The sequence below is a fragment of the Desulfofundulus sp. JL263-se genome, assembly GCF_056316025.1.
In genome coordinates this window covers 3068181-3091076 of the sequence record NZ_CM149993.1, presented here as the reverse complement: position 1 = coordinate 3091076, position 22896 = coordinate 3068181, and the positions used below count along the sequence as shown (strand labels likewise).

26 protein-coding genes, 6 tRNA genes, 1 other RNA gene and 1 other annotated feature are annotated in these 22896 nt (G+C 47.8%); of the genes, 31 read left to right on the top strand and 2 right to left on the bottom strand.

From position 1 onward, the window contains the following. The first annotated feature begins 54 nt into the window (after positions 1-54). From serS to ACX4JR_RS15980, 22 genes are all read left to right on the top strand, one after another. Positions 55-1323, top strand: a complete 1269-nt coding sequence (gene serS / locus ACX4JR_RS16085) for a serine--tRNA ligase (protein ID WP_476058998.1) — start codon at positions 55-57, stop codon at positions 1321-1323. Between the two features lie 114 nt (positions 1324-1437). After that, positions 1438-1529: transfer RNA gene (locus ACX4JR_RS16080), tRNA-Ser, on the top strand. Between the two features lie 17 nt (positions 1530-1546). Further along, positions 1547-1640: transfer RNA gene (locus ACX4JR_RS16075), tRNA-Ser, on the top strand. Between the two features lie 52 nt (positions 1641-1692). Then, positions 1693-1992: a hypothetical protein gene (locus ACX4JR_RS16070; protein ID WP_476058436.1), complete on the top strand. Its 300-nt coding sequence runs from the start codon at positions 1693-1695 to the stop codon at positions 1990-1992. A gap of 262 nt (positions 1993-2254) precedes the next feature. After that, positions 2255-3511, top strand: coding sequence for a group II intron reverse transcriptase/maturase (gene ltrA / locus ACX4JR_RS16065; protein WP_476060484.1), 1257 nt, complete (start codon positions 2255-2257; stop codon positions 3509-3511). A 127-nt stretch (positions 3512-3638) separates the two neighbouring features. After that, positions 3639-4991, top strand: a complete 1353-nt coding sequence (locus ACX4JR_RS16060; RefSeq protein WP_476058997.1) for an N-acetylmuramoyl-L-alanine amidase — start codon at positions 3639-3641, stop codon at positions 4989-4991. A gap of 197 nt (positions 4992-5188) precedes the next feature. Next, positions 5189-5265, top strand: a tRNA-Arg gene (locus tag ACX4JR_RS16055). Between the two features lie 58 nt (positions 5266-5323). Next, positions 5324-5399 (top strand) — tRNA-Arg (locus ACX4JR_RS16050). Between the two features lie 100 nt (positions 5400-5499). Beyond that, positions 5500-5967 (top strand): tRNA adenosine(34) deaminase TadA, encoded by a 468-nt coding sequence (gene tadA / locus ACX4JR_RS16045; RefSeq protein WP_476058996.1) that lies wholly within the window; start codon positions 5500-5502, stop codon positions 5965-5967. Positions 5968-5972: 5 nt separating this feature from the next. Beyond that, positions 5973-6067 (top strand) — tRNA-Ser (locus tag ACX4JR_RS16040). A gap of 43 nt (positions 6068-6110) precedes the next feature. Beyond that, positions 6111-6205, top strand: a tRNA-Ser gene (locus ACX4JR_RS16035). A gap of 21 nt (positions 6206-6226) precedes the next feature. Beyond that, positions 6227-6491: signal recognition particle sRNA large type (gene ffs / locus ACX4JR_RS16030), an RNA gene on the top strand. Between the two features lie 119 nt (positions 6492-6610). After that, the gene (gene dnaX / locus ACX4JR_RS16025) at positions 6611-8284 is read left to right on the top strand and encodes a DNA polymerase III subunit gamma/tau (protein WP_476058995.1); all 1674 of its coding nucleotides are present in this window, start codon (positions 6611-6613) and stop codon (positions 8282-8284) included. 32 nt (positions 8285-8316) lie between these two features. Then, the gene (locus ACX4JR_RS16020; RefSeq protein ID WP_476058994.1) at positions 8317-8646 is read left to right on the top strand and encodes a YbaB/EbfC family nucleoid-associated protein; all 330 of its coding nucleotides are present in this window, start codon (positions 8317-8319) and stop codon (positions 8644-8646) included. A 70-nt stretch (positions 8647-8716) separates the two neighbouring features. Beyond that, positions 8717-9313 carry a recombination mediator RecR gene (gene recR, locus ACX4JR_RS16015; protein WP_476058993.1) on the top strand — a complete coding sequence of 199 codons (597 nt, stop codon included), beginning with the start codon at positions 8717-8719 and terminating at the stop codon, positions 9311-9313. Between the two features lie 58 nt (positions 9314-9371). Further along, the gene (locus ACX4JR_RS16010) at positions 9372-9635 is read left to right on the top strand and encodes a pro-sigmaK processing inhibitor BofA family protein (protein ID WP_476058992.1); all 264 of its coding nucleotides are present in this window, start codon (positions 9372-9374) and stop codon (positions 9633-9635) included. Between the two features lie 181 nt (positions 9636-9816). Next, on the top strand, positions 9817-10470 hold the full coding sequence (locus ACX4JR_RS16005; RefSeq protein ID WP_476058991.1) for a hypothetical protein: 654 nt from the start codon (positions 9817-9819) through the stop codon (positions 10468-10470). A gap of 165 nt (positions 10471-10635) precedes the next feature. Continuing rightward, positions 10636-11721, top strand: a complete 1086-nt coding sequence (locus tag ACX4JR_RS16000; RefSeq protein ID WP_476058990.1) for a ferredoxin oxidoreductase — start codon at positions 10636-10638, stop codon at positions 11719-11721. Positions 11722-11799: 78 nt separating this feature from the next. Next, complete coding sequence (locus ACX4JR_RS15995; RefSeq protein WP_476058989.1) at positions 11800-12567, top strand: thiamine pyrophosphate-dependent enzyme; 768 nt, start codon at positions 11800-11802, stop codon at positions 12565-12567. Continuing rightward, on the top strand, positions 12560-13129 hold the full coding sequence (locus ACX4JR_RS15990; RefSeq protein WP_476058988.1) for a 2-oxoacid:acceptor oxidoreductase family protein: 570 nt from the start codon (positions 12560-12562) through the stop codon (positions 13127-13129). The genes ACX4JR_RS15995 and ACX4JR_RS15990 overlap by 8 nt, the downstream gene beginning before the upstream one ends. Positions 13130-13141: 12 nt before the next feature. Further along, on the top strand, positions 13142-13402 hold the full coding sequence (locus tag ACX4JR_RS15985; RefSeq protein ID WP_476058987.1) for a 4Fe-4S dicluster domain-containing protein: 261 nt from the start codon (positions 13142-13144) through the stop codon (positions 13400-13402). Between the two features lie 117 nt (positions 13403-13519). Beyond that, the gene (locus ACX4JR_RS15980; protein ID WP_476058986.1) at positions 13520-13705 is read left to right on the top strand and encodes a sigma factor G inhibitor Gin; all 186 of its coding nucleotides are present in this window, start codon (positions 13520-13522) and stop codon (positions 13703-13705) included. Here ACX4JR_RS15980 and ACX4JR_RS15975 read toward each other — a convergent pair. Then, positions 13660-13923 carry a hypothetical protein gene (locus tag ACX4JR_RS15975; RefSeq protein WP_476058985.1) on the bottom strand — a complete coding sequence of 88 codons (264 nt, stop codon included), beginning with the start codon at positions 13921-13923 and terminating at the stop codon, positions 13660-13662. The genes ACX4JR_RS15980 and ACX4JR_RS15975 overlap by 46 nt on opposite strands. A 178-nt stretch (positions 13924-14101) precedes the next feature. Between ACX4JR_RS15975 and ACX4JR_RS15970 the strand changes: the two genes are divergently transcribed. The 6 genes from ACX4JR_RS15970 to rsmI are packed head-to-tail and all read left to right on the top strand — an operon-like array spanning position 14102 to position 19179. Then, positions 14102-15547: an aminotransferase class I/II-fold pyridoxal phosphate-dependent enzyme gene (locus ACX4JR_RS15970; protein WP_476058984.1), complete on the top strand. Its 1446-nt coding sequence runs from the start codon at positions 14102-14104 to the stop codon at positions 15545-15547. Between the two features lie 25 nt (positions 15548-15572). Next, on the top strand, positions 15573-16208 hold the full coding sequence (tmk, locus tag ACX4JR_RS15965) for a dTMP kinase (RefSeq protein WP_476058983.1): 636 nt from the start codon (positions 15573-15575) through the stop codon (positions 16206-16208). Then, positions 16195-17223 (top strand): DNA polymerase III subunit delta', encoded by a 1029-nt coding sequence (gene holB, locus ACX4JR_RS15960; protein ID WP_476058982.1) that lies wholly within the window; start codon positions 16195-16197, stop codon positions 17221-17223. The genes tmk and holB overlap by 14 nt, the downstream gene beginning before the upstream one ends. Continuing rightward, the gene (locus ACX4JR_RS15955; RefSeq protein WP_476058981.1) at positions 17195-18076 is read left to right on the top strand and encodes a PSP1 domain-containing protein; all 882 of its coding nucleotides are present in this window, start codon (positions 17195-17197) and stop codon (positions 18074-18076) included. The genes holB and ACX4JR_RS15955 overlap by 29 nt, the downstream gene beginning before the upstream one ends. Beyond that, a complete protein-coding gene (locus ACX4JR_RS15950) occupies positions 18063-18311 on the top strand; it encodes an initiation control protein YabA (protein ID WP_476058980.1) in 249 nt (82 codons plus the stop codon). Before ACX4JR_RS15955 ends, ACX4JR_RS15950 begins: the two co-directional genes overlap by 14 nt. Before the next feature lie 13 nt (positions 18312-18324). Continuing rightward, a complete protein-coding gene (rsmI, locus tag ACX4JR_RS15945) occupies positions 18325-19179 on the top strand; it encodes a 16S rRNA (cytidine(1402)-2'-O)-methyltransferase (protein WP_476058979.1) in 855 nt (284 codons plus the stop codon). 34 nt (positions 19180-19213) lie between these two features. On the opposite strand, the gene ACX4JR_RS15940 is transcribed toward rsmI, so the two are convergent. Continuing rightward, the gene (locus ACX4JR_RS15940) at positions 19214-19483 is read right to left on the bottom strand and encodes an AbrB/MazE/SpoVT family DNA-binding domain-containing protein (protein WP_476058978.1); all 270 of its coding nucleotides are present in this window, start codon (positions 19481-19483) and stop codon (positions 19214-19216) included. Positions 19484-19659: 176 nt separating this feature from the next. Further along, positions 19660-19919: a binding site (T-box leader), on the top strand. A gap of 56 nt (positions 19920-19975) precedes the next feature. Between ACX4JR_RS15940 and metG the strand changes: the two genes are divergently transcribed. Genes metG through cobO form a run of 3 tightly spaced genes read left to right on the top strand, consistent with a single transcriptional unit; the run spans position 19976 to position 22871 of the window. Continuing rightward, positions 19976-21526 (top strand): methionine--tRNA ligase, encoded by a 1551-nt coding sequence (gene metG / locus ACX4JR_RS15935; RefSeq protein ID WP_476058977.1) that lies wholly within the window; start codon positions 19976-19978, stop codon positions 21524-21526. A gap of 11 nt (positions 21527-21537) precedes the next feature. Then, positions 21538-22311, top strand: coding sequence for a TatD family hydrolase (locus tag ACX4JR_RS15930; protein ID WP_476058976.1), 774 nt, complete (start codon positions 21538-21540; stop codon positions 22309-22311). A 26-nt stretch (positions 22312-22337) separates the two neighbouring features. Beyond that, positions 22338-22871, top strand: coding sequence for a cob(I)yrinic acid a,c-diamide adenosyltransferase (gene cobO / locus ACX4JR_RS15925; RefSeq protein ID WP_476058975.1), 534 nt, complete (start codon positions 22338-22340; stop codon positions 22869-22871). The last annotated feature ends 25 nt before the right edge of the window (positions 22872-22896 follow it).

Here is a 22896-nt window from a genome sequence, read left to right as displayed (position 1 = left end):
TTATACATGGTAATAATTTATAATAAAGAAACACCTGCTCAGGAGGTGTGATTTTTGCTCGATATAAAGTTTGTGCGCAGGAACCCCGAAGTAGTTGAGGAATCCCTCAGGAAAAGGGGAAGCGATATCAGTCTGGAGCCTTTTCTCAGGCTGGACGAGCGCAGGAGGAGGAAGTTGGCCGAGGTTGAGCAGCTGAAAAATAAAAGGAACGTGGTGTCCGAAGAAATCGGCCGGCTGAAGAAAGCAGGAAAAAATGTTGATGATATGGTGCGAGAAATGCGCCGGGTGTCCGACCAAATCAAAGAAATGGATGAAGAGATAAGGGTTTTGGAGGAGGAAATTGAAAGAATTCTTTTGGGTATTCCCAACATAGTACACGAGTCCGTTCCCGTAGGGAAAGATGAAAATGATAATGAAGAAGTGAGGCGCTGGGGAGAAATAACCCGGTTTGACTTTGCACCCAAGCCACACTGGGAAATCGGTGAGGCGCTGGATATTATAGATTTTGAAAGGGGAAGTAAAGTTGCCGGGACCCGCTTCAGTTTTTATAAAGGACTGGGAGCGGCGCTGGAACGGGCGGTTATTAATTTCATGCTGGATGTTCATACCCGGGAGCACGGTTATGTGGAAATTTTTCCGCCTTTTATTGTTAATACCGACAGCATGATAGGTACGGGCCAACTACCCAAATTTGCAGAGGATATGTTTAAAATCGAGGACATGGACTATTATTTAATCCCCACGGCAGAGGTACCGGTAACCAATCTTTACCGGCATGAAATATTGGATGGCGATAAACTGCCCATTTATCATTGTGCTTACAGTGCATGTTTTCGTGCCGAAGCCGGCGCTGCAGGGAGGGACACCCGGGGTTTAATTCGCCAGCACCAGTTCAATAAGGTGGAATTAGTAAAATTCTGCCGGCAGGAAGACTCTTACGAAGAGCTGGAAAAACTTACCATAGATGCGGAAAAGATTCTTCAATTATTGGAATTACCTTACCGGGTTGTTAATTTATGTACGGGAGATTTGGGCTTCAGTGCCGCCAAAACTTATGATATTGAAGTTTGGTTGCCCAGTTACGGGGATTATAAGGAAATATCTTCTTGTAGTAATTTTTCTGATTTTCAGGCCCGTCGGGCCAATATCCGTTATAAAACAGGTAAAGGCAAGCCCAAATTCGTGCACACATTGAATGGTTCGGGCCTGGCCGTGGGACGTACCGTTGCCGCCATATTGGAAAACTACCAGCAAGAAGACGGTACCGTGCGGATTCCAGAAAGGCTGCAGCCTTATATGGGCGGCTTGACGCAAATAGGTTAGTTTGTTATAATCAAGCTCGGTGGCCGAAAATTTTCGGCCGCGGGCTTTTTTAACGTATTGACATTGTTTTTTATCCATGTTATACTACCCATTGCCCTGGCTAAGGAATAGCCTGGAGGGATGTCCGAGCGGTTTAAGGAGGCGGTCTTGAAAACCGTTGAACCCTTTACCGGGTTCCGTGGGTTCGAATCCCACTCCCTCCGCCAGAAAGAAGTATATTTGCGGAGAGATGGCCGAGAGGCTGAAGGCGCTCGCCTGCTAAGCGAGTAGACGGTTAAAAAACTGTCTCGAGGGTTCGAATCCCTCTCTCTCCGCCACACCTAAAGGTGCGTACTTTCAGGTACGCGCCTTATTTTTTGTGCGCCCGGCATGGGCGATAACTTGGGGGTGAAAGTCCCCTGCGGGGGTTGGCAGCACCAACCGCTAGCCAACGGCAAGGGTGTCCACGGCGACGTGGAATCCGAAGGAAGCCCGAGGCAAAATCCCGACCCGAGGACCACGAACCGCGGGCGAGGCCGTCATATTCGGGCGAGCCTGCAAGACAAGGCAAAGCCCAATGCTGCCAAGGGGTATGGCGGTAAACGCGGCGGGTGTGGGAGGAAAGTTATCGCTCTTACCCGGGGAGGTCTGCCGGATATGCCCAGCACTCAGAACTTGAGTGCTGGGTAACCCGGGTCGAGAGGCCCGGCTGAACCGGCAGAAGTCAGCAGAGGTCATAGTACCTGCTTCAGACGTCAAAGCAGGGAAGGACCGAACACCAGGTGGAGGGATGAACTTGGCAAGTTCGCGAGACATGCGAAGACAGCAGAAAACTCCAAACGGAGCCTGCCCGCGGGAGGAAGCGGTGAAGCCGCGGGGGACCGCGGGAGGGCCGAGTGTGTCTCCGGCACGACCCGAGGATGCATCCCGCGAAGGAAATGATAACAACCTGCTGGAAGCCATGCTTGCGCGAAGCAACATGCTGGCGGCACTAAAGAGGGTAGAGCAAAACAAAGGAGCCCCCGGGGTAGATGGAGTGACGGTTGAATCCTTCCGTGCCTATCTGCGAGAGAACTGGGAGCGCATACGTAAAGAACTGCTCGCCGGGACCTACAGGCCGCAACCCGTGCGCCGGGTCGAAATCCCGAAACCGGGCGGCGGAGTGCGACTTCTGGGAATCCCAACCTTGATAGACCGCTTAATCCAGCAGGCACTTCTGCAGGTACTGACGCCCATATTCGACCCTGGATTTTCACCCAACAGCTATGGATTCAGGCCCGGGCGTCGCGCGCATGATGCCGTGCGCAAAGCGCGGCAATATGTGCAAGAAGGTTATGAATGGGTAGTGGACATCGACCTGGAGAAATTCTTCGACCAGGTGAACCACGATATCCTCATGGCCAGGGTAGCGCGCAAAGTCAAAGATAAGCGCATACTCAAACTAATCCGGCTATACCTGCAATCCGGGGTCATGGTAAATGGTTTGGTCCTGGTAACGGACGAGGGCACACCACAAGGTGGGCCTCTAAGCCCGCTACTGGCCAACATCATACTTGATGACCTGGACAAAGAGCTGGAGAAGCGGGGACACCGCTTTGTCAGGTATGCTGACGACTGCAACATCTATGTTCGCAGCCGCCGGGCCGGAGAAAGGGTCAAGGCCAGCATAACCGCCTACCTGCAGAAACGGTTAAAACTCAAAGTAAACGAGACCAAGAGCGCGGTAGACCGTCCATGGAAGCGCAAATTCCTTGGTTTTAGCATGTACAAAATCAAGGGGCAAGTGCGCATCCGCCTGGCCCCTCAAACCATCAAGCGGCTGAAGGACAAAATCCGGGAACTAACTTCTCGAAGCAAAAGCATAAGCATGGAAGAACGCATCCAGCGGATTAACCAGTACCTGATGGGTTGGGTAGGATATTTTGCACTGGCCGACATGTCCAACAGATTAATGGATATTGAAGGCTGGTTACGAAGGCGCCTGCGCATGTGCCTGTGGAAACAATGGAAACGGGTTCGCACCCGTTACCGGGAATTGCGGGCCCTCGGTCTCCCGGAATGGGTCGCACACCAGCTGGCGAACACCCGTAAGGGATACTGGCGCATAACCGGCGGCCCATTAAACAATGCCCTGAACACTGCCTACTGGCAGGCCCAGGGCCTCATGAGTTTAACCGAGCGTTATCATTTTATTCGTAGCGCTTGGTGAACCGCCCAGTGCGGACCCGCATGCTGGGTGGTGTGAGAGGACGGGGGTTAATCACCCCCTCCTACTCGATTGCCTTAGCACATTTTGGTGTCCCTTTAATAACATGTAAAAGTGAAAGGAGTTGATAATGGTGCTGGTTTGTATAGATCCCGGCCACGGTGGCAGTGATCCGGGCGCCATATCAAAAAGCGGCCGCCGGGAAAAAGACAATAATTTAGCTATAGCCAGGGAAATTAAGAAACAAGAGAACAGTTTACCGGGTGTAAATTTTATATATACGCGATTGGAAGATAGCCTTCTCGTCGAAAATATACCGGCTGACCTCAAAGCCAGGGTTAAAATCGCCAATGATGCCGGGGCAGATATTTATATCAGTATTCACCAAAATGCCGATCCGAACTACAAGGGGCAGGGAGTAGAGACGTATTACTTTTCTAATAAAGGTTATACTTCTGAAAAGGGAAAGCGCCTGGCAAGTTTTGTGCAAAAGGAAATTATAAAAAGTACCGGTTTGCGGGACAGGGGAATAAAGCCCGGCAGTTTTTACGTATTGCGCTACACTGCCATGCCGGCCATTTTGGTGGAAGCCGGCTTTATAGGTGGAGATCCCAAAGAAGCAGAATATATTTCGCGGCCCGATACCCTTAAGCTCATTGCCGGTGCCATTTTACGGGGTGCAGCCACTTACCTGGGAGTGAAGTACCAAGAAATACCTCAGGAGCCTGCTTACGGAACACCTATTATGGGAACACCAGAAGTTGGTAAAATACAGGCAAAAGGATTTTTAGAAAAAATGGCTCCCAACTGGGTATTTTTAGTGGATATTTATTATTCCGTAGCTACTATTTACAATGTAAGGGCTGATGTTGCCCTGGCCCAGGCTTGTAAGGAGACTGATTATTTCAAATTTACTGGAGCAGTAAAGCCGGAATTCAATAACTATTGCGGTCTTAAAAAAGCCGATGCCAAGGGAGATTCTCCTTCTGATCACGCCCGCTTCTCCGATCCCGAAACGGGTGTGGAGGCCCATATTCAACATCTTTACTGCTATGCTACCGATTACCCCCTTCCTGCAGGCCGCAAATTGGTGGATCCCCGTTTTGAAATAGTTGCCGAATTTGTGGGAAGGGGTGTCGCTCCCACGGTGGAAAAATTAGGCGGAATGTGGGCCCCGGATCCTGGTTACGGCAAAAGTATTGTCAAAGACTATCTCAGTAAAATGCTTGTTTTTTCCCTTCCGGAGGCGGATGAACGAGAGAAACTTTTGCAAGAAATAGATAAATTGGAAAAAGAGAAAGTACAACTAATTAATAAAATTAATAGTCTGAAAGATGAATTGGATAAAAAAAGAATTCAAATATTGAAATTGCAGAGTGAATTTGATGAAAGTAAATTAAAAATAGGTGAACTTGAAAATACGGTAAATGAAATGACTGCTAAATTTAAGAAAATAGCAGAGATAGTTTCCCCTTACAGCTAAAAAATTTTACCCCGGCCTGTATTAATCAGGCCGGGTCGGTTTTGCAAAAAAGCTTCTTGAATATTCGGCTCTATTCTGATAATATTAACTCATATATTAAATATCTGGTCCTTGGTAAGAATTATATTCTTGACCGGGTTAAATATTTTTGTTAAAATAAACTGTGCAATGTGCTGAGGTAAAAGTGAATGACTTATGTGCCCGTAGCTCAACTGGATAGAGCGTCTGACTACGGATCAGAAGGTTAGGGGTTCGAGTCCCTTCGGGCACGCCAAGGAGTTGTTAGACTTGCGCTGTATGCAGCAGCGCGTCTAACAGCTTTCTTTTCCTTAGCGCCCGTAGCTCAGGGGATAGAGCAGCGGTTTCCTAAACCGCGTGTCGGGGGTTCGATTCCCTCCGGGCGCACCATCTTTTTATACTTTCTTGGGGGGAATTTTTTACGTAAATATTACCTTAAAATAAGCAAAACTTGGCTTGGAAAATTTCCCTAAAAGGTAAGAGGATTTCAGTGAAAGAACATATTCAATTTATGCGCGCGGCGCTGGACGAGGCGTGTAAAGCATACGCCCTTGGTGAAGTCCCTGTTGGGGCAGTAATTGTCAGGGATGGTAAAATTATTGCCCGGGGGCATAATTTGCGCGAAACATTGGTGGATAGTACGGCTCACGCAGAAATAGTGGCTATGAGGCAGGCGGCCCGCCAGTTAGGTGACTGGAGGCTTTCGGGTACTACCCTTTATTCTACTATTGAGCCTTGTGCCATGTGCGGCGGAGCTCTTGTACAGTTCCGGGTAGACTGCCTCGTTTACGGAGCGCCAGATCCCAAGGCCGGGGCAGTGGATTCCATAATTGACGTAGTGCGTGAGCCCAGGTTTAATCACCAGGTGGCTGTGGTATCCGGCGTCCTGGAAGATGAATGCCGGGAAATTATGCAGCGTTTTTTTCGGGAATTAAGAAGTAAAAACAAGAATTCTTAAAATACGGAGAGATGGCCGAGTCTGGTTTAAGGCGCTCGACTCGAAATCGAGTAGGCTGCGAGTAGCAGTCTCCAGGGTTCGAATCCCTGTCTCTCCGCCAAAAAAATAAATAAAATATTAGTTTTAACCATAGATTAGTCTGTGGAGAGATGGCCGAGTGGACGAAGGCGCTCGCCTGGAGAGCGAGTAGGCGGTCGTTGAAATCGCCTCGTGGGTTCGAATCCCACTCTCTCCGCCATTTTTTATTTTATAAAAATTGCCGTGCTAGGCGGGGAGGTAGCGGTGCCCTGAACCTGCAATCCGCTATAGCAGGGCTGAATTCCCACCTGAGGGTTTGGCTTGTGGGGTCCGGCTCCTGTAAGGGGTGTTGACGATTGGGTCTCGCGCGACGGAGCCTTCCGAACCGTGTCAGGTCCTGACGGAAGCAGCACTAAGGAAGTCCCTCCGGGTGCCGCGAGGGCGCCTGATCCGAGCTACCTGCAGGAGTAACGCCCGGAAGTCATAATTCGAGGGTGGGTGCACGGCATTAAATTTGGACCATATCGCAGAGGCGGTATGGTCTTTTTAAATTTATACAAGGAAAAGGGATATGATTTGGCGAAGTAATCTTGGTATTGGTAGTAACAAAAAGGAGTGTATGTTTTTGACTTACCAGGCTCTGTACCGTAAGTGGCGGCCAAAAAGTTTTGCGGAAATAGTGGGCCAGCAGCATATTACCCGTACCTTGCAAAATGCTTTAAGCACCGGGCGCATTTCCCATGCCTATCTTTTTTGCGGCAGCCGCGGTACGGGTAAAACAACCACTGCCAAAGTACTGGCCAAAGTGCTTAATTGTGTAAAAGGACCCTCTACGGAACCGTGTAATAGTTGTGATAACTGCCTTTCTATTATGGAGGGGCGCTCCATGGACGTTATAGAAATAGATGCCGCGTCAAACCGGGGAATTGATGAAATAAGGGATCTGCGGGAAAAGATAAACTTTTCTCCGTCCAATTGCAGGTACAGGGTATATATAATCGATGAAGTACATATGTTGACCAATGAGGCTTTTAACGCCTTATTGAAAACCCTGGAAGAACCGCCGGCCCACGTGGTTTTTATTTTGGCCACCACCGAACCCCATAAGGTTCCGGTAACCATCCTTTCCAGGTGCCAGCGCTTTGATTTCAGGCCCATTGCCGAGCAGGAAATGGTAAGCCGAATGCAGGAAGTGGCCAGGGGGGCAGGCTTGGACGTCGAGGGAAATGCTTTGGGACTTATTGCCCGGGCTGCCGAGGGGAGTCTCAGGGATGCCTTGAGTATAATGGATCAGGCTTCTTCTCTGGGCGAAGGTAAAATTACTGAACAAGAGATACACGGGATCCTGGGAACGGTATATGAAGATGTACTTCGCCGAATGACGGAGGCTTTGCTTGCGGGCGATATTGCCGGCGCCGTTGAATTGGTGGATACCCTGGTTACCGAAGGAAAGGATTTGCGCGTTTTTGTCCGCCAGTTGGGAGCCTATTTGAGGAACTTGCTGGTTAAAGATATGGCCTTTGCCGGCGAAGGTGACAGGCCCGTAACCTCCTTTGACCGGCGCTTGCTTTTATATATAACGAAACTTTTGGTGCGGTATGAACAGGAAATGCGGTGGAGTTCACAGCCGAGGTTATTGCTGGAGTTATTTGTGTTTGAAGCTGTGGAGGGCGGGGGAGATAATTCGGTGGACGATTTGGCGCTGCGCCTGGCCCGGCTGGAGGAACGGGTGGAAAAATTATTGGAGTCCCGGATTTCCACCGGCAAGAAGAATGTAATTTCAGCCCCTGAAATTGATGATAATAAAGAAAAATCCGGTGACCTTGAGCAGGTGTACAAAAATGACAATGGGGGAAATAATGTAAATATCGTAAACAATGTAAACACAGTAAGCAATAACGTAATTAAGAAGGGAAAACAACCCTTGAACGCGGCCGCTGGCGGTATATCCCTGGAAAAGGTTAAAAAACTCTGGCCGCAAATTTTGGCGGCGGTTAAAAGAAAGAATAAGGCGACCTATGCATGTTTGGAATCATCCTGGCCGGCGAAAATTGCGGGCTGCGTATTAACTTTGGGCTATGAGGAGGGTGATATAGCAAAAGAGGTTATGGAGGAAGAAAATAATCAGAGATTGCTGGCTCAAGTCCTCAGTTCCTTCTTTAAAGGCAATTGGACCGTTCGGTGTGATACCAGGCAAAAGCGCCCGGAAGAATGGGAGGGAGATAACCGGGAAGTGGACTTTAAAAGTGCTATGGAACTTTTTAGAGCTGAAGAGGTAGAGAAGCTGCCACCTGAGTAATATTTTTTAAAAAAATTAAAGGAGGATTTTTTATGGGCGGTAACATTGCTAAAATGATGAAACAGGTTCAAAAAATGCAAGCCCAAATGGCTAAATTGCAGGAAGAACTTGGTGAGCGTACCGTTGAAAGCACGTCAGGCGGGGGTATGGTAAAGGCCGTTGTTAATGGCAGGCAGGAACTGGTGGCCATTGAAATTCAGCCGGAAGCAGTGGACCCCGGTGACGTGGAAATGCTCCAGGATATGATTTTATCGGCTGTAAATGATGCCCTTAAACAAGCCCAGGAAATGATGGCTAAGGAAATGAGTAAAATTACGGGCAGCTTAAATATTCCCGGGTTTGGGGGAAGTTTTCCAGGTTAAGTTTTGCTCATTCAAGGATAATATTTCCATAGAAAAATTCCCCCGAATTTTTTAGCGGGAGTGAGTCATTATGAGCGATGGGGCCATAGAACGCCTGGTGCGCGAATTTTCCGGGTTGCCGGGTATTGGACCTAAAACGGCCCAGCGCTTGGCTTTTTACCTGTTGAGCGCTTCACCTGAAGTAGCTCAAAATCTGGCCGAAGCTATTTTGGAAGCCCGGAATTCCATACGGTATTGTTCTACATGTATGAATTTTGCCGATACCGATCCATGCAGGATATGTAACGACGTTAGCCGGGTATCTGATATAATTTGTGTGGTAGAAGATCCCAAGGACGTGACGGCCATAGAGAAAAGCCGCAGTTTCAGGGGTCTGTATCATGTTCTCCACGGGGTGCTGAAACCCTCGGAGGGTATCGGGCCCGACCGGCTTACTATAAAGCAACTGCTTAAGCGCCTTGAGGGCGGGCGAGTCAAAGAAGTGGTCCTGGCTACCAATTCCAGCGTTGAGGGTGATGCCACCGCCATGTACCTGGCCCGGCTGATAAAGCCCCTGGATGTTAAGGTTACCAGAATAGCTTACGGTTTACCCGCGGGCTCCTACCTGGAATATGCCGACCAAATAACCCTTTCCAAAGCACTGGAGGGCCGGCGTGAAATAGAATGACATAATTTCCATTCCTATCCATATAATGAAGACAAGTAGCCTTAGGGGGTGTATGGATATGGAATGGAATTATGTGATCTTTGTGTTATTGGGTGTTTTGGGCCTTTTTTTGATGGGAGCCGTTGCCTTCAGGCCGCTGAAAATTTTATTAAAGGTTGGGGCCTGTTTGGTAGTTGGTATGGTGTTACTGGTAATAATGAATATTTTTTTAGGAATGGCAGGCATGCACATTGCGGTTAATCCGTTTACTGCTTTACTGGTAGGAATATTGCGTGTGCCAGGGGTAATATTACTTGTTTTTCTTAACTATTTATTCCTTTAATTGACAATATTTTAAAGATTTTAGACACTATCTCTTTCCTTGACGGGGTATATTTATTTGCACTATTATGTAAGTAATGTCAAGACGGGACAAATTGTCTCGATTTTTTAAGGTTGGCTTTTTATAATTTTTATAAATTAAAAATATAAAGTGAGGTGGATCCAACATTGCCAGCCGGATAGTGGAAGGATATATAGGTGAATATGCCAGCGGAAAAAGTGAAGTGGCTGTAAACAGAGCCATTGACTTGCTGCAAAAAGGCCGTTCCCGTGTTACCCTGGTGGATTTAGATATAGTGGAGCCGTGCTATACCTTGCGTCCCCTTAAAAAAAAGTTAGAAGCAATGGGGTTGAAGGTTCTGGCGTGGGAAACCGGCGAGGCCATAGGCCTGGGGGAAACGGGCAACATTTTACGCCCTGAAAGCAGGTGGGCCCTGCGGCGCGAGGGAGATGTTATTTTAGATATCGGTTACGGTGTTGAAGGTGCTAAAACATTAAACCTCCTGGAGGGTGTCCGGGAGGAAGCAAATTTGCATGTAATAGTTGTGGTAAATATTGCCCGGCCCATGACGTCTACAGTAGAGGATATTGTTAGCTTTGTAAGGGAACTGGGTACTGTTCACGGGTTGATAAATAACAGTCACTGGGGTGACGATACCACTTTGGAAATAATACAGGAAGGGGCCCGAATCGTATCGGAGGCAGCCCGGCAGCTGGGATTGCCCGTGGTGGCAACCACTGCTGTAAAAGAGCTGGCTGAAGCCCTGGGTTCCCGTGATTGCGCCGGTAACCCGGTGCGCAGCTTGACAAGATATATGCCCAATACACTTTGGTAATTTGGGGGGATTTTTCCACGAAGTATTATCTTTAAATAAGTAAAACTTAACTTGGAAAATTTCCCCAAATTAAGATCTGTTATAATCTTGCCGGGTAAATACCTGTGGTGGTTTGTTACAGGTGTTACAAATCTAAGTTGTTTTCAGGAGGTGTACTCAGCTTATATGGCGGAAAAGGTTATTCAGGGAGAAAAGAGGGTCTTTATGACCGGCAATGAGGTTATTGCCTGGGCTGCCCTGGCAGCAGAAGCGGATATTATGTATGGTTATCCCATTACACCTCAAAATGAAATCATGCATTATTGGACCAGGTTAGCCCCCAAATTCAACAAGGAATTTTTGCAGACGGAAGACGAACTTTCGGCAGGATTTACCACTATAGGGGGAGTTATGGCCGGAAAGCGGGCTTTTACTGCCACTGCGGGACCCGGAAATACCTTAATGCAAGAGCCAATGAGCATGGCAGAGGCAATGCGCCTGCCTACCGTTACTGTTATTCAGCAGCGGGGAGGGCCATCCACAGCCACTGTTATTTATTCCCAGCAAGAGGTAACCATGACAACCCTGGGCGGTAACGGAGAAGGTCTTAGGATTGTCTATTCCACTTCTACTCATCAGGAATTATTTGACTATACCATAAAGGCTTTTAACGCTGCCTGGAAATACAGGTTCCCCACCTTTGTGCTGGCTGACGGCTACCAGGCAAAAATGCGCGAGTCCCTGGTTATATATGATCCCGAAGTGCGGGGAATTAAAATGGTTCCAACGGAGCCCTATGTAGGGAAAGAGGGAACTCCGGGGGTTGACAGGCCGCCGGCACATTTTCGGAATACCTACAATGTAGAAGAGGAATTATATGAGATTTTGCAGGAATATTTTGCGGATTATAACAAAATAGCTCCCGAAGTTGCAGAATATGAAGAAATAGGCAGTAAAGAGTCTAAGCTGGTTGTGATTGCCCATGGGGTTGTTGCCAGGGCAGCGAAAGCGGCAGTGAAGGGCATGCGGGAGGCAGGATATAACGTGGGTTACTTCCGTCCTATAACCCTGCGCCCCATGGCTGTGCCTGAAATTCGCGAAGTGGCAAATAAGGCTGAAAAATTGCTGGTTGTGGAATCGGCCAACGGGCAGTTAGACCGCCTGGTTAAAGAAGCTGTTTATGGCTGTACCGCAGAGATGCTATCCTTTTTTAAGCCCGGTGTAGGTATTACTGCTGAAGATATTGAGGCAAAAGTAAAAGAGATTCTTTAGAGGGGAATTTTTCCACGAAAAGTGAAGCTTAACCTGGAAAATTTCCCTAAAACAAGAAATTGAAAGGAGGCCCTTTTTATGTCTATTCAACCTGCCATGCCTAAATGCTGGCGCGTAGAATCCAAACCACACAAGTTCTGTCCTGGCTGTGGACATGGTATAGTTTTAAAGGCTTTGGGTATGGCCATAGATGAGTTAAATATTCAGGACAGGACTGTGTTTGGCTGTGATATAGGCTGTTCTTTACTGGCATGGGACTTTTTCAACGTTGATACCATTCAAACTCACCACGGGCGGACCACTCCGGTTATCACCGGGTTAAAACGGGCCAATCCGAATCTGGTTGGGATTGCTTATATGGGTGACGGGGGCGGTTATGCCATAGGTTCCCAGCACCTGGTTAGCGCGGCCACACGTAATGAAAAAATTACCGTTATTTTAGTAAATAATACTCAGTATGGTATGACCGGTGGTCAGATGGCGCCCACTACTTTACCGGGACAGAAAACTGAAACCACCCCTTACGGAAGAGATGTGGAGAAAACCGGGCGTCCTACCCTGGGCCCGGAAATGGTTGCCGCCATTGCCTCTGAAGGTGCTTATGTAGCCCGGGGGACGGTTTCAAATGTTAAGCAGCTCAAAAATTATATTAAAAAAGCTTTGGAGAATCAAATAAAGGGTAATGGCTTCAGCTTTGTGGAAGCTTTATCCCTGTGTCCCACCAACTGGAGGACCAATGCTGAAGATACTTGGAAGTTTGTGGAGAAACAAATGTCCCAGTACTTTAATGTGGGTGAATTAAAAGTCCCCGGCTCTCGGAAAGAGGAGGGACAGGTTAATGGGTAAAGCTTGGAAAATAATTCTTGCCGGTGAAGGTGGTCAAGGTGTGCAGTCAGTGGCTGAAATACTGGCCGAGGCTGCAAACGAACAGGGCCGGGAAGCCTTATACATTCCCAATTTTGGTGTTGAGCAGCGGGGCGGCGTTTCAGTGGCTTACCTGCAGATCGGGGACGAGCCCATCGGCGCACCCAAATTTAATACGGGAGATATTGTGGTGGCCCTCAGTGACAGGGCGGTTTACCGCACGCGGAGATACGTGGGCCCGGAAACCATATTTGTATATGATTCGGGAATTGAGGGCATCGGAGAAGATGATCTTCCCAAAGATGCCAAGAAAGTATTAGGTATTCCGGCTTTGGATGTTGCCAAGCGCGAGCTGCACCCAAGGGTATTTAACGTCATTATTATGGGTGCGGTAATAAAGGCAACGGGAGTAGTACCGCAAGATAAGGCCAAAGAAGCCATCGAGAAAAAATTAGGCTATAAGTTTGAAAAGAATCCAAAGTTGCGGGATATGAATTACAAGGCCATTGAACGTGGTGCCGAGCTTGTGGCCGAGGCATTATAAGGGGGTCGGTTTATGTCTTTGGACTTTAAAGGACGCACGCTGGAAGTAGAAAAAGGATTTTGGACCATTTTCCCCGGACTTTGCAAGGGTTGTGGGCTCTGCATTGAAAAATGCCCCAAGAAATGCATAAGATGGTCGGATGTTCTGGGCGTTTATGGCACTCCGTCGGTGGAAATAAATGATGAATGCATTGCTTGCGGCATTTGCCAAATTACTTGTCCGGATTGTGCCATTGCGGTGGAAAAGAAAAAGAAAAAAGAGAAGGAAAACTAAAAAATATAATACGCAAAAAGCTGCGGTTTTTTCCGCAGCTTTTTGCTTTTATATGCAAACCTATTTGCGGGTAAGTACATATTCTAAATTAAATAATAAAACCGGAGGGTATGTGATATGGCAAAGCCTGTTTCTTGTATGGTCTGTGGTTATAATATATTTATACCCCGGGGGCTGTTAATTTACGGACTTTTCCTGTGTAAAACCTGTGAGGTCAGAATCATAAACGCATCTCCGGAGGAACTTTCTTACAGCTATTATATAAACGGGCTTAAAAAGATATGGCGCTCCCGGGTAATTTGATCTTGTGATTTTTTCTTTCTCTCGTTACGAAGCCGCCTGTGCGCCAGCTCGATATCAATTTTTATTTGTTGCAGGGTAAATGTATCCACTCCTGTAAGTTGTGCTACCTCCATATCGCTGTAGCCCTTTTTCCAGGCCGATATTAGTTTTTTTACATTGGTACGATATTTTTTTGATAGTGCTTTATCATCAATTTTGTCCTTTTTACGGCTCACCATTATCTCACTTCCTTTTATAAAGAAATTTCTTTTTTTATTGTGACCTTGACATGCCGCTTATATAATAATAAAGACTTGGTAGTTTATCATTCCCTTTATATGGAGCTCTCTTTTTACATATGATAAAATACTTATCTAAAGGAAATTTTTATAAATAAGGATATTTTTTTATAAAAAAATGATTTCAGCTCCCTTATTGGAAAAAATTTTAAATTATAGTAAAAAGAATAAGGCGCGTTTTCATGTACCGGGGCACCAGCAGGGAGAAGGCCTGCCGCCGGAATTTCGAAAATTGGCGCCAGAATTATTTAAAATGGATTTGACGGAAGTGCCCGGGCTGGATGACTTACACAATCCCGGCGGTGTTATTGCCCGGGCCCAGGCCCTGGCGGCCCAGCTTTTCGGGGCCGGTCAAACCTTTTTCCTGGTTAATGGGACCACTTGCGGCCTTCAGGCCTTAATTATGACTGTTGCCCGGGAGGGGGAATATATATTGGTTCCCAGGAATGTTCACAGGTCGATTCTCGCCGGGCTTATATTAAGTGGTACCATTCCCGTATATTTACAGCCGGAAATAATACCTCTGTTTGAGTTTGCAAGCGGGATTGCATTGGATGAAGTACGTAAAAAACTGCAGGTATGCCCTATGTGTAGGGCCGTTTTGGCCGTTCACCCCACTTATTTCGGCACGGTAGGTGAACTGTCCGGCCTGGTGCACGAGGTACATTCCCTGAACAAGCCTGTTATTGTAGATGAGGCCCATGGCACTCATCTTTATTTTAGCCGGGAGATGCCCGAGGGTGCTTTAAAGTGCGGGGCCGACGGGGTGGTACAAAGCGTGCATAAAACCGGGGGCTCCCTGACCCAGTCTTCCTGGCTTCATATACAGGGAAACCGGGTAAGCGTGCAAAGGGTTAGAGATTCCCTTCGCCTGGTTCAAACTACCAGTCCCTCCTATCTTTTAATGGCTTCCCTGGATGCGGCCCGCTGGCAGCTGGCTGCAAGGGGAGAGAAAATAATGGAACGGGTATTGGAACTTGCAAGGGAGGCCCGCAAAGCCATTAGCCAGATAAAGGGACTTTCCCTGTTGAGTGAAGAACATATAAGAGGGGAGGGGATTGTTGGAATTGACCCCACCCGCCTGGTAATTTCAGTTAAGGAAATGGGCTGGACAGGCTTTGAAGCCAAAAAAATTTTAAGCAAGCGCTATCAGATAGAAGTAGAAATGGCCGATTTTAACAATATTATTGCAGTGGTAAGTTTGGGTACCACCAGGGAAGATATTCGCAGGCTTATAGATACTTTGAAAGAGTTTAGTGTCAGAGAGCGTCGGGACGTTAAACGCCGGCCTTCAGGCATGGTCCCTCCTTCCATACCGCCCCTTAAATTATCGCCGCGGCAGGCCTGGATGGCACGGTCCCGCCCGGTGAGGCTGGATGAGGCATCCGGGCTGGTAAGCGGGGAAATGATTTGCGTTTACCCGCCGGGCATACCGGTTGTCTGCCCCGGGGAGGAGATTACCGGTGAAATAAAGGATTACTTGCTGGCCGTGCGAAATTTGAAATTGCACTGTCAGGGCCCCGAAGACCCGGAATTAAATACTATCAGAGTTCTTGATGATTAATACCACTGAAGCGGAGTGTTTTAATTTGCAGCGAGGACTATTCATTGTAATGGAAGGTATAGACGGCTGCGGAAAAACCACCCAGGTAAGAATGCTGGCAGAACGCTTGAATAAAATGGGAAAGGATGTGGTGGTTACCCGTGAGCCGGGGGGTACCCGTATCGGAGAGAAAATAAGAGACCTGCTTTTAAGCCCGGAAAACAGGGAAATAACGTCCCGGGCGGAAACTTTCCTGTATGCGGCGGACCGGGCCCAGCACGTCGGGAGGGTAATTCTGCCTGCCCTCCAGAAGGGGAAAATAGTTATATGTGACCGCTTCACCGATTCCACTTTGGCCTACCAGGGTGGCGGGAGAGGGATTGACATAAAATTACTTGGTAAAATCAATGAGTTGGCTACATCGGGCTTATATCCGGATCTTGTTTTCATTTTAGATGTTCCACCGGAAATAGGGATGGCCAGGCTTAAGGATAAAGCGCCAGTTACAGACCGCCTGGAATCGGAAAACTTATCTTTTTACCGGCGGGTAAGGGAAACATATCTTGTTTTAGCACAAAGTTTTTCTAATTGTTACCGCGTAATTGACGGTCGGCTGCGGCCTGAAGAGGTACACCGGCAAGTGTGGCGCGAGGTGGTGGAGTTATTCGGTGAGTGGATTTAGAGACATTATTGGACACAGGGAGATAATAAAAGTGCTTACCGGTGCACTGGCCAGTGGAAAAATTTCCCATGCTTATTTATTCGGCGGCCCCGGGGGAACAGGTAAAACCACCCTGGCGCGGGCCTTTGCGCAAGTACTTCTTTGCACTAAACCCCGGAGGAGCGATTCTTGCAGTTTGTGCCGCAGTTGCAGGCAGTTTGAGTCAGGTAATCACCCTGATTTTCACTATCTCCAACCCGATGGCGAAAGTATAAAAATTTCTCAGATAAGAGAATTGCAGCGGAAAGTTTCTTTACGTCCTTTTCAGGGAACCCGGAAGGTATTTATTATCGGTGAGGCCGATACTATGACCAGGGAGGCGGCCAACAGTTTTCTCATGACTTTGGAAGAGCCTCCTGAGGGAGTTATATTTATATTAATATCTGATTTTCCCCAATCGTTACTTCCCACCATATCTTCCCGGTGCCAGCAATTCAATTTCAAGCCCCTTTCCAATAATGAAATTAGCCTGGGCTTGAAAAAATTACGGGGTATGAGGGAACGGGATTGCCGGCTGCCGGTTATGTTAGCCGGGGGGAGTTTAGGGAAGGCACTGGAACTGGCGGAAAGTAACCGGGAACGGAATCAGTTGCTTTTTTTGTTGGGAAAATTAGAGGAAACCACTCCTGCCGGGGTATCTATTTTGGCCCGGGAAATGGCGGAAGGAGAAGTTAATTTGCAGCGGTTTCTGGATATGCTTTCGTTGTGGTATCGGGACGTACTGATATGGAAAAAAACCAGGCGGAAAAATTTTATAGTAAATTTAGACCGGGCCGGTGATATAGAATCAGAGGCGGATAAGCTGTCTGTACGCCGGATTATTCAAAATATAAAGGCTGTGGAAAGGGCCGGGATGAGATTGTCATTTCGGGTCAATGCCCGCCTGGTTTTAGAAGACCTGTTTTATACATTGGCGGGATTTTACGCCGCAAGGGAGGGTAAAATGATTGCCCAGGGTAGTAGGTGTACGTTTTAAGCCTGCAGGAAAGATATATTATTTTGATCCGGGAAATTTACGATTAGCTAAAAATGACGGTGTAATAGTAGAAACAGCCAGGGGAATTGAATACGGGTGGGTGGTCACCGGCCCGAAGGAAGTGGATGATGATGAAGTAGTATCTCCTTTAAAGCAGGTGCTGCGGGAAGCCACGGAAGAGGATTTACAAAAATTAGAGGAGAATCGAAAACTGGAAAAAGAGGCCTTTCAAATATGCCTGGATAAAATTGCCGCCCACGGTCTGCCCATGAAATTAGTAGGTGTAGAAAGAACATTTGACGGTAATAAGATAATATTTTATTTTACCGCTGAGGGCAGGGTGGATTTCCGCGAGTTAGTAAAGGATCTGGCAGCGGTTTTCCGCACCCGGATAGAATTAAGGCAAATAGGGGTGCGGGATGAAGCCAAAATGATAGGTGGACTGGGATGCTGTGGCCGGGAATTGTGTTGTTCATCCTGGCTGACAGATTTTACATCGGTGTCCATCCGAATGGCCAAAGACCAAAATCTTTCCTTAAATCCGGCCAAGATATCGGGTATTTGCGGCCGGTTAATGTGCTGCTTGAAATTTGAAAATGAGTGTTATGAGCAGGCCAAGGAGATTTTTCCACCTATTGGCAGTAAAGTGGTTACTCCGGACGGAGAAGGGAAGATTACCGGCATAAATATTTTTAAGCAAACTGTTAGCGTTGAGCTGAAAGAAAGTAAAATTGTAAAGGAATACAAGGCTGAGGAACTAACGGCTAAGGAGGTAAACTCCGCTAATGCATCCCCTGCTTCGGACAATAATGGGAATGGAAAGCAAAATCAACAATATAATGACGGATCTTAAAAAGATGAAAAGCCAGATTGAAATTTTGGAAGAGGAAAATGCAAAGTTACGACAGCAGCTGGCGGTTATGTCCGGGGTAGGGAAAAACGGGGAAGAAAATCCTCCCCCTGCCGGGCTGAAAAACCTCGTCAATCTTTACCGGGAGGGGTTTCACATATGTAATTTGTATTTTGGCCGCTTGCGATCCGGAGATTGTTTATTCTGTGCGGCCTTTTTGCACAAAAACCAGGAATAGGAGGATTTTCGTAATGACAGGCGGCCGGGGCACCTTGTACCTGTGTGCCACGCCCATAGGAAACCTGGAAGATATAACTTTCAGGGCGGTAAGGATCCTTCGGGAAGTGGATATGATAGCGGCGGAAGATACCAGAAGAACGCGAAAACTCCTTTCCCATTATGACATTCATACTCCCCTGACCAGTTATAATGAGCATAATCACAAACAAAAGTCGGGATACCTGTTGGGTTTACTTGAGAAGGGAAAAGATGTAGCTCTGGTTAGTGATGCCGGTTTGCCGGGAATTTCCGACCCCGGGGAAGTTTTGGTAAGGGAAGCCTTAATGAGGAAAGTAAATGTCACTCCCCTTCCCGGTCCCAATGCGGCCCTGGCGGCGTTGGTGGTTTCCGGTCTTTCGACCGGCGCTTTTGTGTTCGAAGGATTTTTGCCTTCTGCCCGGAAAGCCAAAAGAGATAAATTAAGAAGCCTGGCCGGGGAGAAAAGAACGCTGATTTTTTATGAATCCCCGCACCGTCTCCGGGAAACACTTATAGAAATATACCGCATATTGGGCGACCGGCAAATAGCTGTGGCCAGGGAGCTAACAAAAAAATTTGAAGAAGTTTTGCGGGGTAATGTCCGGGAAATGTTGGAATTTTTTACAATCAATGAACCTAAAGGTGAATTTACCCTGGTTCTGGAAGGAGCCGGGGAAAAGTACCGGGAGATGCAAGAAGATATTTGGGATATTTCCCTGGCGGATCATGTGGCCCAGTTGGTATCCCAGGGCATTCACCGCAAAGAGGCCATTAAAAGAGTGGCTCGCCTGCGGGGCGTTTCGAAGCGGGAAGTTTATAACGAAGTTTTAAAGGGGAAGGAAAATTAGATGTTCTCCTCCCCCTTTCAAGGTAGACGAAAAGTTAGCCAATTTCTTTTGCTTTCTCTTTAACGTTTTCAAACATGGCCATGGTACAGTCGCGGCATACCATTTTTCCACGGTAATGTTGCACGTCGGTTGCATTTCCGCAAAATACACAGGCCGGTTCGTATTTTTTAAGGATGATTTTTTCTTGATCCACATAAATTTCCAGGGCATCTTTCTCGTCAATACCCAATGTGCGGCGTAGCTCAATGGGAATTACCACCCGGCCCAGCTCGTCCACCTTACGTACAATACCCGTTGACTTCAATGATTTTCCCTCCCCAAATACATCTGCATATTTCGACGATAAACTACATCTAAATGATACCAACGGTACCATTAAAAGTCAATATATTTTTTGAAAAACTCTGGTTATTTTTGTATATATTTCTCCTGTTAAGGGAAAACTTGACAAGATAAAGATTTTTAATGTAAAATCTGCGGGAAAAGGCTGTGAAGGGGAGGAGTAGGTCCGGGTACCCGTTAAAGCGAGCGGGGATGGTGAAAGCCCGCCGGGGAAAAGGACTGAAGATGGCCCCGGAGCTTCCGGCTGAAAACCTGTGTAAGGTGTGTAGGCCAGGACGGGTAAACACCGTTATCGTGTTTGAGTACCGGGAGGGATATTCCCGGTACTTACTGAGGGTATTTCCGCGAGGAAATACTGAACCGGGGTGGTACCGCGGAGTTAAACCTCTGCCCCTGGCCATGGCCACGGGTGGGGGTTTTTATATTTCCAAAAATTAAAAGGAAGGGAAGGGTAATGACGGGAAAAAAGACATTTTATATAACCACACCAATATATTATCCGAGCGATAAGTTACATATAGGCCATGCCTATACCACGGTGGCTGCGGACGCCATGGCCCGGTTCAAGCGGCTCACCGGCTATGATGTATGGTTTCTTACCGGTTCAGATGAACACGGCCAGAAAATTGAGCGTACTGCCAGGGCAAAGGGACAGTCTCCCAAGGAATATGTGGATAAAATTGTGGAGGGCTTCCAGCATCTGTGGAAGAAATTAGAAATAAGTAATAATGATTTTATAAGGACAACCCAAGAACGACACAAACGGGTAGTTCAACAGATTTTTCAAAAGCTTTATGATCAGGGAGATATTTACAAGGCCAGTTATAAAGGCTGGTACTGTACCCCTTGTGAAACCTTTTGGACCGAGGCCCGCCTGGAAGAGGGAAATTGTCCCGACTGCGGGCGGCCGGTGGAATTATTGGAAGAAGAAAGCTACTTTTTCCGCATGTCCAAATACGCGGACCGGCTCTTGCAGCATATAGAAGAGAACCCGGATTTTATACAGCCGGTATCCAGGCGTAATGAAATGGTGAGCTTTATTAAAAGCGGGCTTGAAGATTTATGTGTTTCCAGGACTACCTTTAACTGGGGCATTCCGGTTCCCTTTGATTCCAAGCACGTGGTTTACGTTTGGGTGGACGCTCTGACCAATTATATTTCTGCTCTTGGCTACAGCAGCGAAGATGACAGCCTGTATCGGAAATTTTGGCCTGCCGATGTACACCTGGTGGGTAAGGATATTGTTCGCTTTCATACTATTATTTGGCCCATAATTTTAATGGCCGCAGGGCTTCCCCTTCCCAAGCGGGTTGTAGGGCACGGGTGGCTGCTTTTGGAAAGCGGCAAAATGAGCAAGTCCAAAGGCAATGTGGTGGATCCCCTGGTTTTGATAGATAAGTACGGGGTGGATGCCATTCGTTATTACTTGCTTCGCGAGCTGCCCTTCGGGGCGGACGGCTATTATTCCGAAGAGGCACTGGTACACCGGATTAATCAGGATTTAGCCAACGACTTGGGTAACCTGTTTAACCGCACGGCGGCCATGGCAACAAAATACTTTGACGGTATTCTGGAGCCGGGGGCCGCGGAGGGCCCGGACAGTGACTTGATAGAACTGGCGGAGGCCACCCCCCGGCTGGTGGAAGAACATATGGAGCGCATGGAAATCTCCAACGCCCTGGCAGCCATCTGGAAATTGGTGGGCAGGGCAAACAAATACCTGGAGGAAACTTCTCCTTGGGCGCTGGCCAAAGATCCCGCCCAAAAAGACAGGTGCAGGGCGGTACTTTATAATGTGGCGGAGTGCATGCGCATGATTACCGTTATGGTTAGCCCATTTATGCCGCAATTTCCGCCCCGGGCTTGGCCGCTATTGGGATTGGAAGACAAGCCGGAGCTGCATACCTGGGAATCTCTCAAGTGGGGTAAACTGCCGGGCGGGACGACCATGAAGAGGGGTAAGCCCTTGTTCCCGCGGATCGATCCGGAGAGTTTAGGGAAGTAAGGGGGGCCGGCATGGAGTTTATAGACACTCACGCCCATTTATACGATCCGGCCTTTGATGAAGACCGGGGAGAAGTGATAAACCGGTACAGGGAAGCAGGGGGCAAAGAGCTTATTTGCGTCTCCTTTGACCTGGATTCCATATCAAAGGCCGTTGAATTGGCGGAAAAGTATGATTTTATATATGCCTCGGCAGGGGTGCATCCCCATGATGCAAAGGGCATACCGGAAAATTACCTGGATTTGCTCTTCGATTGGGGGGGGCATCCAAAGGTGGTGGCCCTGGGGGAAATGGGATTGGACTATTATCGCGATCTTTCTCCTCGGGAAACCCAGCGAAAGATATTCAGGGAGCAATTGAGTCTTGCCAGGGAGATAGGTAAGCCTGTTATTATTCATGACCGTGAAGCCCATGAAGACTTACTGGACATTCTCCGTAAGGACGGTGTGGGAGAGGCCGGGGGAGTAATGCACTGTTTCAGCGGCGACCGGGAAATGGCCCGGGAATGTATAAATCTGGGGTTTTACATATCCCTGGCCGGCCCGGTTACTTTTAAAAATGCCCGGAAATTAAAGGAAGTGGCTGCCTGTGTACCCCTTGATCGTCTCCTGGTGGAAACCGATTGTCCTTACTTGGCGCCGGAACCCCGGCGAGGCAGGCGAAATGAACCGGCATTTGTAAAATATGTGGTGGAGCATGTAGCCCAGTTAAGGGACATGGCCCCGGAAGAATTGGCATTGGTTACAGCTGCTAATGCCAGGAAGTTGTTTGGTCTGGATGGCTGAAATTAAATGATATGGGGGTTTTTCTGTTGGCAGAAACGAGAGGCCTGGTTTTGGTATTTACAGGAAACGGGAAGGGGAAGACTACTTCTGCCCTTGGTATGGCCCTTCGTGCCTGGGGACAAGGGATGAGGATATTAATGCTGCAATTTATCAAGGGCGGTTGGACATACGGGGAATTAAAGGCCGCCGGGCAACTGGGGGAGCGCTTCGAGATACGCCAGGCGGGGGTAGGATTTATTATGGACAGCGATGAGGAAAAGCTGGCGGAACACCGGCGTGCCGCCGGGGAAGCCCTGAGAAGCGCCAAAGAGAAAATGGCTTCGGGTAAATATGATATGATTATTCTTGATGAAATTAATTACGCCATTTCCTTCGGCCTTGTGGATAAGGATGACGTAATAGAGTTGGTTAAAAATAAGCCGCTCCGCTTACACCTGGTGCTTACCGGGCGCAATGCCCCGCCGGAAATTATTGGCCTGGCCGACTTGGTTACAGAAATGAAAGAAATAAAACATCCTTTTTCCAAGGGAGTTAAGGCCCAAAAGGGAATAGAATATTGATTTTAGAAAACGAGGCCACCTCTTT